Origin of the sequence: Rothia sp. P100, assembly GCF_023712425.1 — a bacterium.
GTDB lineage: Bacteria > Actinomycetota > Actinomycetes > Actinomycetales > Micrococcaceae > Rothia > Rothia endophytica.
This window is the reverse complement of record NZ_JAMAYG010000002.1, coordinates 123,527-144,424: the sequence shown is the minus strand read 5'-3', so window position 1 is coordinate 144,424 and position 20,898 is coordinate 123,527. Positions and strand designations below refer to the sequence as shown.

The window sequence follows — 20,898 nt, the reverse complement described above, 5'->3', positions numbered from 1 at the left end:
CAGCGCACCATTTAGCGGTCGACACACGTCAAGGAGAACAACCGACTATGTTCACTACTGCTCAGGAAGTCTTAGACTTCATCAAAAATGAAGGAATCCGTTTCGTGGATATCCGTTTCTGCGATATGCCCGGCGTTCAGCAGCACTTCAACCTGCCCGCTAAGGCGGTAGATGAGGACTTCTTCATCACCGGTCAGATGTTTGACGGCTCATCGATTCGCGGCTTCCAGGGCATTGCTGAATCGGACATGCAGTTGATCCCTGATCCCAAGAGCGCTTATGTTGACCCCTACCGTCTTGAAAAGACCCTGATTATTACCGGTTCGATTGTGAACCCCCGTACCGGTGAGTCCTACCACCGCGACCCCCGCGGCGTCGCTGAGCGCGCTGAAGAATACCTGAAGTCAACCGGTATCGCTGACACCGCTTTCTTTGCCTCAGAAGCTGAATTCTTTGTCTTTGAGGACGTCCGCTACGAAATCACCCCTCAGTCCACCTTCTTCAAGATTGACTCTGATGAAGCTCCGTGGAACTCAGGCCGCAAGGAAGAGGGCGGCAACCTGGGTAACAAGACCCTCACCAAGGGGGGCTACTTCCCCGTTTCCCCCGTGGACAAGCAGGCTGACCTGCGCGATGCTATGTGCGTTGCTCTGGATGAGGTAGGTCTCGAAGTCGAGCGTTCCCACCACGAGGTAGGTGCTGCTGGTCAGGCTGAGATCAACTACAAGTTCTCAACCCTTACCCAGGCAGCCGATGACCTGCTCAAATTCAAGTACGTCATCAAAAACACCGCTGACCAGTGGGGCAAGTCTGTTACCTTCATGCCTAAGCCTGTCTTCGGTGATAACGGTTCCGGCATGCACTGCCATCAGTCCCTGTGGCAGGACGGCGAGCCCCTCTTCTACGATGAGCGCGGCTATGCAGGTCTGTCAGATATCGCCCGCTGGTACATTGGCGGCCTGATTGAGCACTCCTCATCGGTTCTAGCTTTCACTAACCCCACCGTGAACTCCTACAAGCGTCTGGTTCCCGGTTACGAAGCACCCATCAACATGGTCTACTCGCAGGGTAACCGCTCCGCTGGTATCCGCATCCCCATCACCGGTACCAACCCCAAGGCTAAGCGTCTTGAATTCCGTGCGCCGGACCCCTCATCCAACCCCTACCTGGCCTTTGCTGCTCAGCTGATGGCAGGCTTGGACGGTATCCGTAACCGCATTGAACCCCCCGCACCCATCGACAAGGACCTCTACGAGCTACCCGCCGAAGAAGCAGCAGACATCAAGAAGGCACCTGCCAACCTTGAAGAAGCTCTCGTAGCCCTGGAAGCCGACCACGACTTCCTGCTGGCTGGCGACGTCTTCACCCAGGATCTCATCCAGGCTTGGATTGACTACAAGCGCACCAATGAGCTTGCTCCCCTGCTGCTGGTCCCCCACCCCCTGGAATACCAGATGTACTACGGCGTCTAAAACCGCCTAGTTTCGTCTTGAATGACCACGCCCCGCACCGCTAATGAATACGGTGCGGGGCGTGTTTTCAACCCTCTCAGGCGGGGTAGACGGTACCGTAGAAAACGTAGTTACCACTCCCACCGAAAGAAGAGAATACCGTGGCTTACTCCCCCACCCAGCTCAACGGAGAAACCGTTTACCGCAATGAGGTCTTCCAGACCGGGCTGATGTCCCAGCTGCTTGACGGGATCTACGACGGCGAAATGACCATCGGTGAGCTCCTGGGCCACGGCAACTTTGGTGTGGGCACCTTCAACGGGCTGGACGGCGAGATGGTGGTGCTAGACGGTAACTGCTACCAGATGCGCCACGACGGTAGCGTAGAACCAGCTAGTCTGGATCAGAAGACACCCTTTGCCGTAGTGATGAATTTTGTACCCACCATCCGCAGAGGCTTGCCTAACAACATCATTCGTACATCGGCTTCTCAGGTTCTTGACGACTTCACGGTCTCAAAGAATTACATGTACGCCATTAAAATTGTGGGCGACTTCGAATGGGTCCGCACACGCACCGTGCAGAAGCAGGAAAAGCCCTACCCCAAGATGGTAGACGCCACCGAGAATGATGACATCGTGCAATTTGACCGGGTACGAGGAACCATTGTTGGCTTCCGCACTCCCATCTATGAGCAAGGAATCGGGGTGCCCGGCTGCCACGCCCATTTTATTGATGACGACCATGAGCGCGGCGGGCACGTCATCGACTTCAAACTGGATAACGCCTACGTTGAAATCTGTATCGGCACCGATCTAAGCCTGCACCTGCCACTGACTGCAGAGTTCTCAGCAGCTGATCTTTCACCCGAAGACCTTGCGGAGCAGATCTCTAAGGCTGAAAAACACGCATAGCAAAGAATACCCCCGCACCAAAACCACGTCAGCAAAAGCTTGTTACAAAGGAAGCACTGATGACCGCAGAAAATACCAGCAACATCACCGTCACACCGCTTGATTTTAGTCAGGACGAGGTGCTGGCCGACTACCATCGCGTACTCAAAGCCTCAGCGTCCCACGGCAGAAACAACCCTAGTGTCTGGACCCTCGACGGCCTACGCAGCTACTTCGGATCCCTCGAAGACCCAGACGCCACTAAGCTCTACGGGGCTTATCTCGACGGTAAGCTCCTTGGCGTGGCATCAGCCGAAATCTCAGACGACGAAGGCCAAAGGAATCTAGAGCTCAACATTGAGGTTTTACCGGACTACCGCCGTCAGGGAATCGGTAGCGCTATCTATCGCCGCTATGCCGATGAACTGCTCTCAACGCCATATTTAATATCAGGCGAAGCCTACCCACCTTTCGGACAAGCAAAAACCTGGCCTGGCCACCTCTTTGCTCAGTCCCTGGAGTTTTCTCTTGTCCACGAAGAAGAGCACATGCAACTGACGCGTGAGGCCTTGCAGGACGGTCTCGGCAGTTCCCCGGCTAGCGGCTTGCCTGAAGGCTTCAATCTCATCAGCTGGCAGGGGGCTACACCCGCGGAGTATCTTGAAGAATTTGCTCAGCTACGGACCAATATGGAAGTGGACGTGCCCACCGGCCAATCGGTCAAAACTCCCAAGGTATGGTCGGTTCAGGAAGTCCGTTCCCATGACCAACGGGTGAGCGCTAGAGGCAACTGCCAGTGGGTTTCAGCAGTTCAAGCACCCGATGGTGCTCTAGCTGGCTACACCTTGATCTATAGCTCCAGCGATTCGACGGAGCTAGAACAGGATGACACCTATATCTTGCGAAAGTACCGTGGGTTGGGTCTGGGTCTACCCCTGAAACTGCACAATCACTGGCAGGTCCTTGAAGGCGTGAGTAACTTTTCAGCGGTCACCAGCTGGGTGGATGCAGAGAACCTCGCCATGTACGCCGTCAACAGGGCGCTAGGCTACCAAGGTCTTGAGCTGTGTCAGATGCTCGAAAAACAGGGGTAGAGCACACCCTTAAGGCGTGGCGGGATAAAACAGTCTCTCGTAGACTGCCCGCGCCTGGCGGGTGGCCCGTAGATAGTCCTCTTCTAGGTCACGTGCACTCAGGGGCGGGTAACCGCACCAGCGGGCAATCGCTTCAAGGTCTGAACGCACCGTGGTGAGGGTGTCCGTTGCCCGGCCGGTGCGCAACACGTTGAGACCGCGAATCTTGGTCGCCAGCTCCCAGGCAGTGCGCAACACCTCAGCGTCCTCAGCCGACACCAAACCAGCCTCCACCATCGCCATCAAAGCAGTAATAGTGCCGGTGGTTTGCAGTTCGGGGTGGCAGTGAGCGTGCTGGAGTTGCAGGAGCTGTACTAGCCACTCAACGTCCGTCAGACCACCGCGGCCCAGCTTAAGGTGGCGGTTCTTATCAGCCCCACGCGGCATACGCTCGGTTTCAACGCGGGCTTTCATGCGGCGAATCTCCGTTACTTTGGCTGCATCAAAGGACGCAGGGTAGCGGTAGGGCGCGATGAGCTGGACGAAGGCCTGCCCCACGCGCTCGCTGCCGGCGATAGGCCGTGCCCGCAAGAGTGCCTGGAACTCCCAGGTATCAGCCCAACGCTCGTAGTATTCGCGGTAGGACTCCAGCGAGCGCGCCATGGCTCCCTGTTTGCCCTCGGGGCGGAGGTCAGCATCAATTTCCAGGACCTTCTCAGCACGTATCGCTGGGGTGCAGGGTTGTTTGAGCAGGGCAACCATTCGGGTCACCAGTTCAACTGCCTGGGTTTGTGCCTTCCTCTCGTCAGTGCCCTGCCGGGGCTGGTGCACATACATCAGGTCAGCATCTGAACCGTAGCCGATTTCGGCGCCACCCTGCCGGCCCATCGCGATGACAGCCACATCGGTCAGCTGTTCGGTTCCTGCGTTGACCAGTTCCCGCTCTGCCAGGGTCAGGGCTGCTTGAATAGCGGCACGGTCAATATCGGCTAGCCCGCGGGCCACCTGATGAATATCGTTGAGCCCCAGCGCTTCACCCATAGCTATGCGCAGTATCTCGCGGCGGCGCGCCATACGAACCGCACGAATGGCTTCGCTGACCTGGGTGTGGCGAGTGAGCTGTGAGGTCATTTCACCGCTGATGGCCTCTACTGATCTGGGCTTGAGGTCATCCTTTTTGTCCAACCAGGCGATGGGCTCTGGAGTGTCTTCTAGCAGGTCGGTAATGAACCGGGAGCTGGACAGCAGGGCGCAGAGCCGTTCAGCTGCGGCCGGTGAGTCGCGGAGCATACGCAGGTACCAGGGGGTGCCGCCCAGAGATTCGCTGACTCGACGGAACCCCAAAAGCCCGGCGTCCGGGTCTACCCCAGCAGCAAACCAGCCCAGCAACACCGGCATGAGGGTGCGCTGAATTTCGGCTGAACGACGTAGTCCCTTGGTCAGTGCCTCAATATGGGTCATAGCCCGCTTGGGGTCCTTGTAGCCCAGTGCGGCCAGGCGGTCGGCAGCTGCCTGGGGGCTGAGGGCGACCTCGTCCGTCGACAGGTTGGCAACGGCTGCCAACAGGGGACGGAAGAAGAGGCGTTCGTGCAGACCCTTGACGGTGCGCTTGATGCTCTGCCAGTTTTTGAGCATCTTCTCTTCAGTCAGGTTGCCCACGGCTACCGGTGAGCTGAGGCTACGCGCCAGCACTCGCCGGTCGCTCTCCTTAGCGGGCATGAGGTGGGTGCGCCGCATGTAGAGCAACTGGATGCGGTGCTCCATAACGCGCAGGGCGGCGTAGGTTTCTGCGAAGTCGTGGCCGTCAGTGCGGCCAATATAGCTGGCGCGTGCCAGTGCCGCGATGGAGTCTGTGGTGGTTTGGGTGCGAACGGTTTCATCGGTCCGTCCGTGCACCAGTTGCAGCAACTGCACAGTGAACTCGACGTCACGCAATCCACCGGGGCCTAGCTTGATTTGCCGGTCAACTTCAGCTGCGGGAATGTTATCGGTGACTCTCCCGCGCATGCTCTGCACCGATTGCACAAAGGATTCTCTTCCGGCAGATTCCCAGACAAAAGGACGCATCGCGCGAGCCCAACGAACGCCTAGCTCGGGGGTGCCAGCGATGGGACGGGCCTTGAGCAGCGCCTGGAACTCCCAGTTTTCTGCCCATCTCTTGTAGTAGCTCACGTACGACTCCACGGTGCGTACCAGCGCGCCGTCCTTACCTTCAGGGCGTAAGTTGGCGTCTACCTCCCAGAGCGCGGGTTCTGGGGCCGGTGCCATAATGGCTTTACTCAGCGCCTGGACCAGTTCCGAGCCGACGGTGGTCAGCTCATTTTCGGTCAGGGACTTGAAGTTCTCTGGCAGGTCGCTCAGCGGCGCATGAGCCACGGTATAGACTACATCAACATCTGAAATGTAGTTGAGTTCCCTAGCCCCGCATTTACCCATACCGATAATGGCTAGCTCAACGGCGGCAACGGTGTGGGCCCCGCGACTTTCAGCAACCTCAGCTCGAGCAATCGCCAGCGCTGCTTCGAGGGCAGCTGCGGCCAAATCTGCCAGGTTTCTGCCCACGGTGGGCATGAGCTGTTCTGGTGCGTAGGCGGTCAGGTCAGCAATGGCGAGCGCGGTCAGATGACGTCTATAAGCGGACCTAAGGGCGATGTAGGCGTCCTTGCCGGTTAGCTGGGCGACCGGGGTTGTTGCCTCGGGGTCAGCGCCAACGGCCTGTAAAAGGCGGTTTCTGTGAATCGTATCCAAAGGTGCGATGGGGGTCAGGAACTCACCGTCAGTTTCAGGTAGCAGGGATGGCGGCGCGTCAGCCGCTTCAAAGCCTACAGTCTCAAGAATCTCGGATGATGACAGCAGGAGGTCTGTGTGCTCTGGGCGGCGGATCAGAAATTCACCCAGTGCCTCCGATCCTCCCAGTAAGCGGTACAGCGGAGCGGCCTCAGCTCCCTGATTAGCCAGAGAAATTACCTCTGGGGCGCGCTCAATGAGTCGTACCAAGGCGGGGAGAGCGATATCGGGTGAGGGAGAAAGGCGCAGCCCCTCAAAGAGTTTTTGCTGGTCCACTGTTTCTAGTTCCCTAGACCAGAGCCAGCGTTCACTCTTCCCAGCATCGTAGAAACCTACTGAGGTCATTTCGCGCAAGAGGCGTAGGTGCGCTTTGCGTTCTTGGTCAGCTCGGCGGGCTGCTTCTTCAGGTGTTTCTGCTACTTCTGGCATCTTCGGGATGGTCACCGGTACTGGACTCCTTGGGGCCGGGCTGCTGAGGTTAAAGGGGAGGTGCAGACCCGGGCAGGGCTGCACCGGGCGGGGTTAGAGAATCCCCAGGTTGTTTTTGAGTTCGTAGGGGGTGACTTCAGCGCGGAAGGCGTTCCAGTCCTGTCGTTTGTTGCGCAAGAACTGTTCAAAGACCTGCTCACCGAGGGTTTCGGCCATGAACTCAGATTCTTCGGTGTGCAGGATGGCATCGTGTAGGGAGGTGGGTAAGGCGTGGTAGCCCATGGCACGGCGCTCAGCGCTTGTCATTGCGGCGATGTCCTCGGTCACTGCACCGCCTAGCTCGTATTCGTTCTCGATACCCCTCAAACCTGCGGAAAGAATGACGGCGTAGGCGAGGTAGGGGTTAGCGGCAGAATCGATACCGCGGTACTCCATACGCGCTGACTGCATCTTGTTGGGCTTGTAGAGGGGCACACGCACCAGGGCCGAGCGGTTATTGTGACCCCAGGAGACGTAGGAAGGAGCTTCGCCGCCACCCCAGAGACGCTTGTAGGAGTTCACAAACTGGTTGGTGACCGAGGTGAACTCAGGGGCGTGCTTGAGGACGCCGGCGATGAAGTGCTTGGCGGTGCGGGAGAGCTGGAATTCGGCCCCTGCCTCAAAGAAAGCGTTGGTGTCGCCCTCAAAGAGGGAGAAGTGGGTGTGCATACCCGAGCCTGCGTGTTCGGTGAAGGGCTTGGGCATGAAAGTGGCGTAAATTCTCTGGGACAGCGCTACTTCTTTGATGACGGTGCGGAAGCTCATGATGTTATCGGCGGTTTGTAAAGCATCGGCATGGCGCAGGTCAATTTCGTTTTGCCCAGGCCCGGTTTCGTGGTGGGAGAACTCCACCGAGATACCGATTTCTTCTAGGGTAGTTACTGCCTTACGGCGAAAGTCCTGCACCACACCGCCCGGGGTGTGATCGAAGTAGCTTTCGGAGTCAACGGGTTCCGGGAAACCACTGGCACCCAGGTCCTTAGATTTGAGCAGGTAGAACTCAATTTCAGGGGAGGTGTAGCAAGTGAAGCCCATGCCAGCAGCTTTAGACAGCACATTCTTCAGCACACCGCGGGTATCTGAAGCGCTAGGTTCGCCATCCGGTGTGAGAATGTCGCAGAACATGCGGCTGGTGGGCTCATTATCGCCGCGCCAGGGCAAGACCTGGAAGGTAGAGGGGTCAGGTTGCAGAAGCATGTCGGATTCGTAGATACGGGACAGGCCCTCAATAGAAGAACCATCAAAGCCAATGCCCTCATCAAAGGCACTCTCGACCTCAGCAGGGGCGATAGCAACCGATTTGAGCTGCCCCACGACATCCGTAAACCACAGCCGAACGAACCTCACGTTGCGTTCTTCAATGGTGCGCAAAACAAACTCTTGCTGACGATCCATACACTGTCCTTTTTCTCGCGGACGGCAGCACCTAGCCACCGTGATACGGAAGATACATCCTGCCCTTAACTGTACGCCAGGGCATAGGCAACAGCGGCAAGGACCAGGGTGCCGTAACCTGCTTTAAACAAAACTTTCACCGTTCGAGATAATGCCCGAGGGTTAGGCTTGCACCCGGCGCAGGGGTCGATACAGTAGAGGGTATGTCTAACGAAGAAACCGCCCCTTACAGCGCCGGGGCTCCGGTAGCTGCCGCCACTACAGCAACTGAAGAGAGCAGCGTGCTAGCCGTTAAAAAAGTGCGCACTGTGCACCTGCAACAGGCTAAGGACGCCGGCGAAAAGTTTGCTATGCTCACCAGCTATGATGCTCTGACCGCCACTATTTTTGACCGGGCTGGCATCGATATTCTGCTAATCGGTGACTCAGCGGGCAATAACGTGCTGGGGCATGAATCGACCCTCACCATCACCGTTGATGAAATGATTCCGCTGGTCAAGGCGGTCTCCACCGCCGCTCAGCGCGCTATGGTGGTAGCGGATCTTCCCTTTGGCTCCTACGAACAAAGCCCGGCTCAGGCGGTCGCCACCGCGGTTCGCTTTATGAAAGAGGGCGGGGCGCACGCCATCAAGATGGAAGCGACCGCCCACCACGTGGATCATGTGCGAGCCCTAGTAGCCGCCGGCGTCCCCGTGATGGCTCATATTGGTTTCACTCCCCAGTCTGAACATGCCCTGGGCGGCTTCCGCGTGCAGGGGCGCACCGGTGGGGATATCCTGCAGGAAACCGCGCTGGCTCTCGAAGAAGCGGGCGCTTTTTGTCTGCTGATGGAAATGACTCGCAGCGATGTTACAGCCTCCATCAACCGGGCGGTTCGCGTCCCCATTATCGGCATCGGCGCCGGTGCGGAGACATCCGGGCAGGTACTGGTCTGGCAGGACGCCTTCGGTCTGCGGGACGGCAAAATGGCACGCTTCGTCAAACAGTACGCCAATCTCTTTGAAACCCTCACCGACGGGGCTAAAGCTTACCGAACGGACGTGCGCTCAGGGGCCTACCCCGCCCCAGAACATCGCTTCGACAGCTAAATAGCAGGGCACGTCCAGCAGCGTCAAAGCGCCGCGTGACCCCAGGTTAGAACCAGCCATCCTTTTCGGCATCCAGTTCTTCGTTGCGCTTACGAGCGGACTCCATAGCGTTAGCAGCTTCTTCGCGAGTGTTGAAAGGGCCCCATAGATCTTTAACCGGGGATTGCTGGCCTTCTTCTACCTGCCCAGTTTTGAGGTTGTAGTAGAACTCTGTGGCGTGGGGACCGGGGATGAGACCGTCGAGCGGCATTGCTCCTCCTAAAAGTAATCGGTGCTTGCGTGAGCGAGCTTACCCTAGCAGTCTACTCCCCCGGTAAGTCAACCAGCCAGGGGCGAACCACTGTCCAGACCGGTATCGCTGGGTCAAGATGGCAAAAAATACAGTTTCTGCACACGCGCCGGGCGGACGCTGATGGGCAGGTGGCGCGGCTGGCGACTACCATAGAAACCATGTCGACTATCACTTCCTCCCACAATCTACCTGCTGAGCCCGGTAAAGCTCCGGTCGGCGCACTCACCCCAGGTGTTGTTGCCCCCCAGCGCCCGGTGCCAGCACATATCATCCGCCCCGAATACGTGGGTAAGGCTGAAGCCAACGAGGGCCAAGGCTCTAACTTCTACACCCCCGAAGAGGTTGAGCTGGTACGTGCAGCTGGCAAAATTGCTGCCGGTGCTATCGTGGAGGCTAAAAAAATTGCCGTCCCCGGCACCACCACCAACGAGATTGACGTGCTGGTGCACGAATACATCTGCGATCACGGCGCCTACCCCTCTACTGTGGATTACCGCGGTTTCACCAAAAGCGTCTGCACCTCTCTCAATGAGGTCATCTGCCACGGTATTCCTGACTCCACCGTGCTAGAGGACGGGGATATCCTCAACCTGGACGTCACCGCCTACCTGAACGATATGCACGGCGACACCAACCGCACCCTGTTGGTGGGCACCGTTGACGAGGAATCCCGCCTACTGGTGGAACGCACCGAAGAGGCTTTGAACCGCGCTATGAAGGCGGTTAAGCCTGGCCGCGAAATCAACATTATTGGCCGCGTCATTGAGAAGTACGCCGCCCGTTTCGGTTACGGTGTAGTGCGAGACTTCACCGGCCACGGGGTGGGCCGCGAGTTCCATTCCGGGCTCATCATCCCCCACTACGACGCCGCCCCCGCCTACAACACCGTCATTGAAGAGGGTATGATCTTCACCATCGAACCCATGCTTACCCTCGGCACCATCGAATGGGACATGTGGGAGGACGACTGGACCGTGGTGACCCGTGACCGTAAGCGTTCAGCTCAGTTCGAGCACACCATGGTCGTCACCTCAGATGGCGTAGACATCCTCACCCTCCCCTAATAGCTAGACCTTTATCAAAAAACCCGCCCCAAGGAGCGCTCATGAGCGAGACAATCACCGCTGAAATCCCTGCACCAAAACCCAACGACCTGGCCATCGGCATCGATATTGGTGGCACCGGCATGAAGGGCGGTGTGGTAGACACCCGTACCGGCAACCTGGTGGGCGAACGCTTCCGCATTCCCACCCCGCAACCCGCCACCCCTGAGGCTTGTGCGACTGTGGTACGCGAAATCGTGGACGAGTTACAGGGCAGGGAGCTAGCTCCTGCACCCGATTCAGCAATCGGCATTGATTTCCCAGCCGTGGTGAAGAACGGCGTAACCCTCTCAGCGGCCAACGTTGATGAGACCTGGATCGGTGCTGACCTTGAGGGCATTATGAGCGCCGCGCTGGATGGGCGTAAGGTGTACGCCCTCAACGATGCGGACGCCGCTGGTCTGGCTGAGGCTATCTACGGCCAGGGCCGAGACAAGCCAGGGCTGATTGCTGTTATCACGCTGGGCACCGGGATTGGCTCAGCGCTCATTATCAATGGCCAGCTGGTGCCCAACACCGAGCTGGGTCACCTGGAAATCGATGGGCATGACGCTGAAACCCAGGCGTCCGCCCGCGCTCGTGAAACTCACGAACTGTCGTGGATGAAGTACGGCAAGCGTCTGCGCCGCTACTTCACCCACGTAGAAATGCTCTTCACCCCCGACCTCTTCATCATCGGTGGCGGTATCTCGAAGAATCCCGAGAAGTTTCTGCCCTATTTCGAAGAAGATGTTCGCACGCCTATCGTCATGGCCGAGTTGCGTAACAACGCTGGAATCGTCGGTGCTGCGGTGTGGGCAGCGGGCATGCCGTCCGAGCAAGAACGCCGCGCAGCCTAGAGCACACCCTATCGGTTCCGCCTTAATTCCACCCCCGCCGTTCACCCGTTAACGGCGGGGGTGATTTATACCACATATGTTGCCATAAAAAGTAATTCGGTTCACAAGCACGACACATGAATGGCATAAACCAACAATTTTCACCTTCAATCACGTAAAAAAAGCAACAATGGCGCGCCTCGGTGAAATGCCTTGTGAATAAGAAATTTGTAGAAATAGAATAAATATATGTCAGAACACACAAGCCTAGAAACATCAGTAGCTAGTTTCCGCTCATCACTCTTAAAGCACCTCCAGTTCACTGCAGGCAAAGACCCCAAGCATTCGACTGTTTTCGACTGGAGAATTGCTCTTTCGCACACTCTGCGTGATCACGCGGTAGACCCCTGGTTTGCATCAACTCGACGCACCTGGGACGAAGACCGCAAGCGCGTCTACTACCTCTCCATGGAATTCCTCATCGGTCGCCTCACCGAAGACCTTGCCATTAACCTGGGTCTGCGGGATATTGCCGCTGAGGCCCTCGAGAGTTTGGGGGTCGACTTCGAGACCGTTGCCAGCGAAGAGCCGGATGCCGCTCTAGGTAATGGTGGCCTGGGCCGCTTGGCAGCTTGCTACCTTGAGTCCATGGCAACCGTGGGCTGTCCCGCCTACGGTTATGGCCTGCGCTACGAACACGGCCTTTTTGAGCAGAGCTTCAAGGACGGTCGCCAGCAGGAAAACCCCGAGAACTGGCTTGCCCACGGTAATCCCTGGGACTACGCTCGCCCCGAAACGGTCTACGGTGTTGGCTTCGGCGGTGATGTCTACGAAGAAAACGGTGTTCTGCGCTGGGAGCCCGGCACCCACGTCCAGGCTCAGGCTTTTGACAGCCCCGTGGTGGGCTACGGCGGCAAGTGGGCTAACACTCTCCGCCTCTGGGCAGCTACCCCTAATGCTGACCTCTTTGACCTGGGCAGGTTCAACTCCGGTGACTTCGCAGCAGCCGCAGAACCTGAAGCTCTGGCTCGTAGTCTCAGCCGAGTGCTCTACCCCAATGACACCACCGATGGCGGTAAGCAGCTTCGCCTCTCCCAGGAATACTTCCTTACCTCAGCATCCGTGCAGGACATCGTGCGCCGCCACCTGGTGAACCACGACTCGCTGGAAAACTTGGATGCCCACGTCGCTATTCAGATGAACGATACTCACCCCGCTATTGCCGGGCCGGAGCTTATTCGTATTCTGGTTGATGAACACGGCTTTGACTTCGACCGGGCAACCGACCTGTCCACCCGCGTGCTGGGCTACACCAACCACACCCTGCTGCCTGAGGCGCTAGAACGCTGGACGGTGGGCCTCATGCGCAATGTGCTCCCGCGCCACCTGCAGATCATCGAGCGTCTGGACCAAAAATTTGTTGAGCTGCAGGCAGGTTCACACCACCCAGCACGCCTGATTTCAGGCGACCAAGTGAATATGGGCGATCTTGCCTTCACCACCAGCCACCGTGTCAATGGTGTCTCAGCGCTACACACTGAACTAGTGAGGACCGAGCTCTTCCCGGCTCACGATGCCCTCCACCCCGATCGCATCGTCAACATCACCAACGGCATCACTCCCCGCCGCTGGCTCAAACTGGCTAACCCCGCACTTGCTGACCTCATCACCAAGACCATCGGTGAAGGCTGGGAAACCGACCTTGATCGTCTGCGCGAACTTGAAGCTCATGCCGATGACCCCGCCTTCCTGAACGCTTTCGCCCAGACCAAGCTGGCTGCTAAAGAACGCTTCTCGCAGTGGCTAAAGGAAGAGCACGGCCTGGATTTACCCACCAATGCTCTGGTTGATTCACAGGTCAAGCGCATGCACGAGTACAAGCGTCAGCTGCTGAACATCCTCTGGACCATCGCTCATTACCAGCGCATTAAGAGGGATCCCAACGCAGGCTGGGTGCCCCGCGTCAAAATCTTTGCAGGCAAGGCAGCGCCCAGCTACCACACCGCCAAAGACATCATTAAGTTGATTAACGACGTGGCAGAGGTTGTCAATAACGACCCCGAAACCAAGCACCTGCTGCGCATTGTCTTCCCTCCTAACTACAACGTCACCATGGCTGAGAAGTTGATTCCTGCCTCGGATCTCTCCGAGCAAATCTCAACCGCCGGCATGGAAGCCTCCGGTACCGGCAACATGAAGTTTGCGCTTAACGGTGCATTAACTATCGGTACACTCGACGGCGCTAACGTTGAGATACGTGAGCATGTCGGTGCAGATAATTTCTTCCTCTTCGGTCTCACTACCGAAGAAGTAGCCCAGCGACGAAGCCAGCGGGGGCACTCGCGTGCAGCCATTGAGAAGAGCCAGGCTCTTCGAGACATCCTGCAGGCAGTTGCAGAAGGCACCTTCAGCCCTGATGAGCCCTATAGGTTTGGTCAGCTTGTTGACAACATGTGGAACAGCGACTGGTTCCTCGTTGCGTCAGATTTTGATGACTATGACCGCGCTCAGCAAGAGGTTGAAGAAACCTACCGCGACACAGCCCGCTGGAACCGTATGGCCGTGCTGAACATAGCCCGCATGGGGTATTTCAGTTCGGACCGGGCGGTACGGGAATACATGACCGAAGTCTGGGGAATTGAATCAGCCCTTTAGGCTACATCCTTAAAACTTTAAGGAGACTGGAGAAATAATCATGGCAATCACCCACGAAGAAGCCCGCGTCCTCGCTGCAGGAAAACACCGGGACCCATTCAAGGTTCTGGGACCAAGCGCGGACGGCACCGAAATTGTGGCGCTTCTTCCCGGCGCTCATCGAGTGTGGGCCGTCAACGCAACGGACCAGCGAGAACTGGTGCAGCGCTGGGGTGATGTGCCCGTCTTTGTGGGTGAGTCACTCCCCTACTACCGCCTGCGCATTGAATGGAATGGCGGATATGTTGAGGAGAAGGAGGACCCCTATCGGTTCACCCCGGTCTTGGGTTCCCTCGATGAACATCTCATCAGTGAGGGCAGGCATGAGTCTCTATGGCGGGTGCTTGGTGCCCACCCCATGCAGCACGAAAATGTACCGGGAGTACATTTCGCCGTGTGGGCGCCGAATGCTAGCCGCGTTTCTGTGGTGGGCGCTTTCAACGCATGGAATGGCATTGCCCACCCCATGCGCCTGCGTGGCTCCAGCGGTATTTGGGAGCTCTTCATTCCCGGTCTCACCGAGGGGGAAACCTACAAGTACGAGATTCTCACAGCCGAGGGCGAGCTCATGCCTCTCAAGGCTGACCCGGTGGGGTTCGGCTCAGAGATGCCTCCGGCGAACGCCTCGGTGGTGCGCGCTCTTGGCAAGCACTCCTGGCAGGATGACGTTTGGCTGAAAAAACGTGCTGAGGTGGACGCGCTGACCACCCCAGTAAGCGTCTATGAGGTTCACCTCAGCTCGTGGCGGCGTGAAGGGTGGCATGATCTGATCGACTACGTCGCTGATCTTGGCTTTACCCACATCGAGGTTTTACCTATCACTGAACACCCCTTTGACGGCTCCTGGGGTTATCAGCCCATCGGCATGTACGCTCCCACCATTCGCTACGGTCTGCCCGAGGATTTTCAGACTTTCGTTGATCGGGCTCATCAAAAGGGCATCGGGGTTATTGCCGACTGGGTGCCGGGGCACTTCCCCACCGACGCCCACGGGCTAGGCTACTTTGACGGGACCGCACTCTATGAGCACCAGAACCCGCAAGAGGGTTTCCACCCCGACTGGAACACCCTCATCTATAACTATGGCCGCCCGGAGGTGGCCGGTCACCTACGGTCTAACGCACTCTACTGGTTGCAGGAATATCACCTGGACGGTCTGCGCGTCGACGCCGTTGCCTCTATCATTCACCGCAACTATTCCCGCAAGGATGGCGAGTGGGTGCCCAATAAGGACGGCGGGCCCGAGAACTACGAAGCCATCGAATTCTTGAAAACCACCAATGACGCCATTGAGCGCACCGTTGAAGGTGCCATGATGATCGCTGAGGAATCCACCACCTTCCCCGGAGTCACCCGCACAACCGAGCACGGTGGCCTGGGCTTTGACTTCAAATGGAACCTTGGCTGGATGAATGACTCACTGCGCTACTTTGGGCTAGACCCGATTTACCGTAAGTATCACTCTGATTTGTTGACCTTTGGCATCACTTACATCTTTAGTGAACGTTTCATGCTACCCATTAGCCACGACGAGGTTGTGCACGGCAAGGGTTCCCTCTACGGGCGGATGCCCGGGGATCACGCAGCCAAGCTGGGTAATCTCAAAGCCTTCCTGGCCTACATGTGGGCCTACCCCGGCAAGAAGCTTCTCTTCATGGGGCAAGAATTTGGCCAGCCCAGTGAATGGAACTACGAAAGCGAACTTGACTGGCACGTCCTAGAAGACAAGGGTCACGCCGGCGTCCTGTCGTTGGTACGAGACCTCAATAGCCTATACCGGCAACAACCTGCCCTACACCGCAGCGACTCTGACCCTCACGGCTTTCAGTGGCTACTGGTCGATGCCGTCGATGAGCAGGTTTACGCCTGGCTGAGACGCGGCTGGGCGGGTGACCGGCACGTAGTGGTAGTCATGAACCTAAACCCGATTGAACGCGATGGCTACCGCGTGCCCTTCCCGCTGGCCGGTCGCTGGATTGAAGCCCTCAATACCGACGCTGCCCACTACCACGGCGGAAATCGTGGCCACGGTGGTGCTATTGAAACCGAACCTGTGCCTATGGGTAACGAAGCCCAGTCAGCCCTCCTCAAACTTCCACCCTTGTCAGTCATCTATTTTGTAGAGGAACAATCATGATTCACCTCAGCTCAACCACCACTCATAGGGACAGCACCCACCGACTATCGAATCAGGCTATGGCTTTTGTCCTCGCAGGCGGCCGTGGTAGCCGCCTCGAAGAGCTCACTGACCGCAGAGCTAAGCCAGCAGTTCACTTTGGTGGCAAGGCCCGAATTATCGACTTTCCCCTTTCAAATGCCTACAACTCAGGTATTCGTAAGATTGCTGTAGCAACCCAGTACAAGGCACACTCCCTCATCCGCCACCTGCAGCGTGGCTGGAGCTTCTTCCGCGCAGAACGCAACGAATACCTCGATATTCTGCCTGCCAGCCAGCGCGTGTCAGAACACCAGTGGTACATGGGCACTGCCGACGCCATCTACCAGAACATTGACATCGTTGATGACTACCAGGTGGAGTACATTGTAGTCCTAGCCGGCGATCACATTTACAAGATGGACTACGAAATCATGTTGCAGCACCACGTGGAGAAGGGCGCTGATGTAACTGTCGGCTGCCTGACCGTCGCACGTGATGAGGCAAGTGCCTTTGGTGTTATGGCCGTTGATGAGAACAGTCAGATTGTCGACTTCCTCGAAAAGCCAGATGTCCCCCCGGCAAGCCCCGATAACCCCGATGAGTCCCTGGTCTCGATGGGCATCTACGTCTTTGACTGGTCCTACCTGAGGGAAATACTGATCGCTGATGCCGAGAACCCCGAGTCCTCTCACGATTTCGGGCACGATATCATTCCCCTGATTGTGAAGGACGGCGGTGCTTACGCCCACCGCTTCAGCGATTCTTGCGTCATGAGCGGTCTGGAAACCGAGCCCTACTGGCGAGATGTCGGTACCATTGATTCCTTCTGGCAGGCTAACCTTGACCTGACCTCAATGATTCCTCCCCTGGACTTCTACGATCGTTCATGGCCGATTTGGACTTACTCAGAGCTCACTCCTCCCGCCAAGTTTGTTCACAACCAGGAGGGGCGAGTTGGTCAGGCCATTCAGTCCCTAATCGCCGGTGACTGCATCATTTCAGGTGCCACTGTTTCTAACTCGCTGCTCTACACCGGCACCCGCGTGCACTCGTACGCTCAGCTGGATCAGGCCGTGGTGCTTCCCAAGGTTGATATTGGCCGTTCAGCGCGTCTTACCCGTTGTGTGGTGGACAGTGACGTAACCATTCCTGAAGGTCTAGTAGTGGGTGAAGATCCAGAAGAGGACGCCAAGTGGTTCAGCGTGACCGCCACCGGGGTAACTCTGATTACCCAGAAAATGATTGATCGCCGCTCAGCTGCACAAGAAGGGTAAATTTCCTCATGGCTCGTCGTATAAAACGCGTTCTATCGGTAGCATCTGAATGTGCACCTCTCATCAAAACTGGTGGTCTGGCAGATGTGGTGGGCGCTCTGCCTGCCGCGTTAGAACCGCTAGGTTGGAAAACCAAGGTACTGCTCCCCGCTTACCCCGGTCTGCTCCAAAAAATTGGACGCGGCACCCGCGTGTGGGGCGATGAAAACCTTTTCGGCGGCCCCGCTGCGGTGGTTCGCGGCAAGATTGATGGGCTTAACGTCCTGTTGCTGGATGCTCCGCACCTCTTTGACCGTGACGGCGGGCCCTACTCCGCTCACGGTCACGACTTCCACGATAACCACGTGCGTTTCGCGGCTCTCAGCTGGGTGGGCGCCCAGATCGCTCTGCACGGAACCAAGGATAAGTGGAAGCCCGATCTGGTGCATGCCCATGACTGGCAGGCAGGTTTGGTTCCTTCTTACCTGCGCTATGCCGGTTCTACGACACCGACCGTGATGACCGTGCATAACATCGCCTTCCAGGGCATCGTGGGTGCCGACCAGCTAGACTACCTGCGTCTGCCCTCCTGGGATTTCACACCTGAATCCCTGGAATACCACGGGCTGCTATCCACCCTTAAGGCGGGTATGGTGCATGCTTCCCGCCTCACCACGGTGAGCCCCAGCTATGCCCAAGAGCTGACCGAGGCTCACTTCGGTTTTGGTCTTGAAGGGGTCGTCAAGGCTCGCCGGGACCGCGGTGAACTAGCAGGCTTTATTAACGGTGTTGACGTCTCGGTCTGGGACCCGGCAACTGACCCCGAGGTTGTGCCCTACTCAGCTCTAGATACTTCTGGAAAAGCTGAAAACCGTCAGCGCCTACTGCAAGAATTCAGTCTGGCTGAACCCACTGGCCCTCTCGCCGTTGTGGTGACCCGCTTGACTTATCAGAAGGGCATTGACCTGATGGTTGAAGCACTACCGGGCTTTTTGGAGCGCGGTGGAGCTGTAGCTATTCTGGGCTCTGGCGACGCTGAATATGAGGCTGCGCTCGGCGATCTAGCTGCCCGTTACCCGGGCCAGGTAGGCCTGCGCATTGGTTACGACGAGGCTCTGAGCCACCGCCTGTACGCCGGTGGCGATATCGTACTGGTTCCTTCACGGTTCGAGCCTAGCGGTCTGACGCAGCTTTACGGCATGCGCTACGGTACTATACCGGTTGTCGCCGCCACCGGTGGGCTCCGTGATACCGTCTGCGATGCTACCCCCGAGAATCTGGCTGCAGGCACTGCCACCGGCTTTACTTTCGGGGACGCTTACCTGGGTGGAACCATCGATGCCGGAGGGCTCAGTTTCGCTCTCGGCCGTGCCATAGATCTCTACGGTGATGCCGGGGCGTGGTCTCAGCTACGCCACACCGCAATGAACGCACCTGTTGGCTGGGAGCAGTCGGCTGCACAGTATGCAGCAATGTTTGATAATCTCATTGAATGAAAATAGAGGTTTGGGCACCAGAAGCCACGAATGTTTGGTTTTGTCTTTTCGATGAAAACGATTGCGAAACTCGGCATGAACTAACTCGCCGTGACGGCGAATATTGGATCGGCGATATTGCCGGTGTGCACGCAGGTGACCGATACGGTCTTCGTGCCACCGGCAATAACCAAAACTTCAACCCTGAAAAAATTCTCATTGATCCCTGGGCACAGGAACTTGAAGCCCCTTTATACTGGGACCCGATGATGGCGGGGGGCGCTGTTGGCGACAGCGCACCGGTTGTGCCGAAGTGTGTGGTACCGGCTGCACCTGATACCACCTTTGCCCCCACCAGCAACCGCCCGCATCATTCCTGGGCGGATGTGGTGATTCTTGAGGCCCACGTTAAAGGCCTGACACAAAAGCACCCAGGTATCCCTGACCAGATTCGAGGCTCCTACGCAGCTCTGGGCCATCCCGCCGTGCTCGACTATCTCAAAGGTCTGGGCGTCAATGCGTTGGAGCTACTGCCCGTTCAAGCCTTCTTAGATGACCAGCACATCACTGAGCGCGGCCTCACCAACTACTGGGGCTACCAGCCCATCGGTTTTTCAGCACTAGAACCCCGTTATGCCTCCGGAGATAAAACCGGGGCGCACGCCGATATTGAATTCAGGCAGGCTGTGCACGCTCTACACGAGAACGGCATCGAGGTCATTTTGGATGTGGTGTTCAATCACAGCGGTGAGGGTGACCAGGGCGGCCCTACCCTTTCAATGCGTGGCCTCAACGACCACCACTACTATATGCGCAACGCCGATAGGTCTTATGCTAATCACAGCGGCACCGGTAATACCCTAGCTGTCCGTAGCCCCCACGTCCTGCGGCTTGTGCTCGATTCTTTGCGTCATTTTGCCCAGCGCTACGGTGTGGACGGTTTCCGCTTCGACCTAGCCAGCACTTTGGGGCGTTCCCACACCGGTTTTAACTATCGTTCAGCCTTCTTCCAAGCAATCTCACAAGACCCTGTTCTCAGACATCTCAAGATCATCGCTGAGCCCTGGGATATTGGCCGAGGGGGCTACCAGCTGGGCCAGTTCCCGCACCCCTGGCGCGAATGGAACGACACCTTCAGAGATGGCGTGCGCCAGGCTTGGCGAGGTGATGCCGAAGGTATGGCCAAGCTTGCCTCGGCACTGCTGGGCAGCGCCGAGCGCTTTGACCACAGCAGCAGGCCCGCTAGTGCGTCCATCAACTTCATTACAGCCCACGACGGCTTCACCCTCCATGATGTGGTGAGCTACTCCCTGCGGCACAATGAAGCTAACGGTGAGGACAATAGGGACGGTCACGGCGAAAACTTTAGCGATAACTGCGGCGTTGAAGGTCCCAGCGATGATCCCCACATTACCCTGGTGAGAAAACGTCGTATCAAAGCTATGCTGGCAACTCTAATGTTCTCTCAGGGAGTGCCCATGCTACTGGCCGGCGATGAGCTGGGGAACACCCAGTGGGGCAATAACAACGCCTACTGCCAGGATAACGACATCACCTGGCTTGATTGGGAATCTGCGGACAAGGAGCTATCGGCTTACGTGGCAGAGCTCATCACGTTACGCCGCCGTTTCCCCCAGCTGCACCAGCAAGAATTTTTGCACGGAGATGAAGCGCTCTGGTGGCGAGCCGACGGGCAACCTACACAGGACCACGACTGGCATGACCCTGCCTTCAGGTGCTTCCAACTGCAGCTAGACGGTCTCTTGCTGGTCTTCAATACCGGTGGTGACGTGGATCTTCAGCTACCCCCGCACCCCGAGGGCAGGCAGTGGAACCTTGAGTTTGCCTCCGATGAGGACCTGCCCCAGTCAGTACGGATGTATAGCTAAATGCTAAGAGGCAGTGCCCACCAGGGTACTGCCTCTCAGCATTTTGTGTCTAAGGACCCCA

14 protein-coding genes are annotated in these 20,898 nt (G+C 57.4%); 11 read left to right on the top strand and 3 right to left on the bottom strand.

Annotated features, from left to right (window positions below; genetic code table 11):
* The first annotated feature begins 47 nt into the window (after positions 1 to 47).
* The 3 genes from glnA (M3668_RS05535) to M3668_RS05525 all read left to right on the top strand — a co-directional run bounded on the left by glnA (M3668_RS05535) (position 48) and on the right by M3668_RS05525 (position 3,438).
* Positions 48 to 1,472: a type I glutamate--ammonia ligase gene (gene glnA, locus M3668_RS05535; protein ID WP_251379821.1), complete on the top strand. Its 1,425-nt coding sequence runs from the start codon at positions 48 to 50 to the stop codon at positions 1,470 to 1,472.
* Positions 1,473 to 1,612: 140 nt separating this feature from the next.
* Entirely contained in the window at positions 1,613 to 2,365 is a 753-nt protein-coding gene (gene budA / locus M3668_RS05530; RefSeq protein WP_251379820.1) for an acetolactate decarboxylase, read from the top strand.
* Between the two features lie 59 nt (positions 2,366 to 2,424).
* Positions 2,425 to 3,438, top strand: a complete 1,014-nt coding sequence (locus M3668_RS05525; RefSeq protein ID WP_251379819.1) for a GNAT family N-acetyltransferase — start codon at positions 2,425 to 2,427, stop codon at positions 3,436 to 3,438.
* Positions 3,439 to 3,447: 9 nt separating this feature from the next.
* On the opposite strand, the gene M3668_RS05520 is transcribed toward M3668_RS05525, so the two are convergent.
* Both M3668_RS05520 and glnA (M3668_RS05515) read right to left on the bottom strand, forming a co-directional pair.
* Positions 3,448 to 6,633 (bottom strand): bifunctional [glutamine synthetase] adenylyltransferase/[glutamine synthetase]-adenylyl-L-tyrosine phosphorylase, encoded by a 3,186-nt coding sequence (locus tag M3668_RS05520; protein WP_251380159.1) that lies wholly within the window; start codon positions 6,631 to 6,633, stop codon positions 3,448 to 3,450.
* Between the two features lie 93 nt (positions 6,634 to 6,726).
* On the bottom strand, positions 6,727 to 8,067 hold the full coding sequence (gene glnA / locus M3668_RS05515) for a type I glutamate--ammonia ligase (protein ID WP_251379818.1): 1,341 nt from the start codon (positions 8,065 to 8,067) through the stop codon (positions 6,727 to 6,729).
* A gap of 203 nt (positions 8,068 to 8,270) precedes the next feature.
* Here glnA (M3668_RS05515) and panB point away from each other — a divergent pair, with 203 nt between their 5' ends.
* Entirely contained in the window at positions 8,271 to 9,155 is an 885-nt protein-coding gene (gene panB, locus M3668_RS05510) for a 3-methyl-2-oxobutanoate hydroxymethyltransferase (RefSeq protein WP_251379817.1), read from the top strand.
* Between the two features lie 46 nt (positions 9,156 to 9,201).
* On the opposite strand, the gene M3668_RS05505 is transcribed toward panB, so the two are convergent.
* Positions 9,202 to 9,405 carry an SPOR domain-containing protein gene (locus tag M3668_RS05505; RefSeq protein WP_251379816.1) on the bottom strand — a complete coding sequence of 68 codons (204 nt, stop codon included), beginning with the start codon at positions 9,403 to 9,405 and terminating at the stop codon, positions 9,202 to 9,204.
* Between the two features lie 200 nt (positions 9,406 to 9,605).
* Here M3668_RS05505 and map point away from each other — a divergent pair, with 200 nt between their 5' ends.
* The 7 genes from map (at position 9,606) to glgX (ending at position 20,837) form a co-directional block, all read left to right on the top strand.
* Entirely contained in the window at positions 9,606 to 10,511 is a 906-nt protein-coding gene (gene map / locus M3668_RS05500) for a type I methionyl aminopeptidase (protein ID WP_251380158.1), read from the top strand.
* Positions 10,512 to 10,552: 41 nt separating this feature from the next.
* Positions 10,553 to 11,389, top strand: a complete 837-nt coding sequence (ppgK, locus tag M3668_RS05495) for a polyphosphate--glucose phosphotransferase (RefSeq protein ID WP_251379815.1) — start codon at positions 10,553 to 10,555, stop codon at positions 11,387 to 11,389.
* 228 nt (positions 11,390 to 11,617) lie between these two features.
* Positions 11,618 to 14,023 carry a glycogen/starch/alpha-glucan phosphorylase gene (locus M3668_RS05490; protein ID WP_251379814.1) on the top strand — a complete coding sequence of 802 codons (2,406 nt, stop codon included), beginning with the start codon at positions 11,618 to 11,620 and terminating at the stop codon, positions 14,021 to 14,023.
* Positions 14,024 to 14,063: 40 nt separating this feature from the next.
* Positions 14,064 to 16,199 (top strand): 1,4-alpha-glucan branching protein GlgB, encoded by a 2,136-nt coding sequence (gene glgB, locus M3668_RS05485; protein WP_251379813.1) that lies wholly within the window; start codon positions 14,064 to 14,066, stop codon positions 16,197 to 16,199.
* Positions 16,196 to 17,494, top strand: a complete 1,299-nt coding sequence (glgC, locus tag M3668_RS05480) for a glucose-1-phosphate adenylyltransferase (protein ID WP_251379812.1) — start codon at positions 16,196 to 16,198, stop codon at positions 17,492 to 17,494. Before glgB ends, glgC begins: the two co-directional genes overlap by 4 nt.
* 8 nt (positions 17,495 to 17,502) lie before the next feature.
* A complete protein-coding gene (gene glgA / locus M3668_RS05475; RefSeq protein WP_251379811.1) occupies positions 17,503 to 18,969 on the top strand; it encodes a glycogen synthase GlgA in 1,467 nt (488 codons plus the stop codon).
* Complete coding sequence (glgX, locus tag M3668_RS05470; protein WP_251379810.1) at positions 18,966 to 20,837, top strand: glycogen debranching protein GlgX; 1,872 nt, start codon at positions 18,966 to 18,968, stop codon at positions 20,835 to 20,837. Before glgA ends, glgX begins: the two co-directional genes overlap by 4 nt.
* The last annotated feature ends 61 nt before the right edge of the window (positions 20,838 to 20,898 follow it).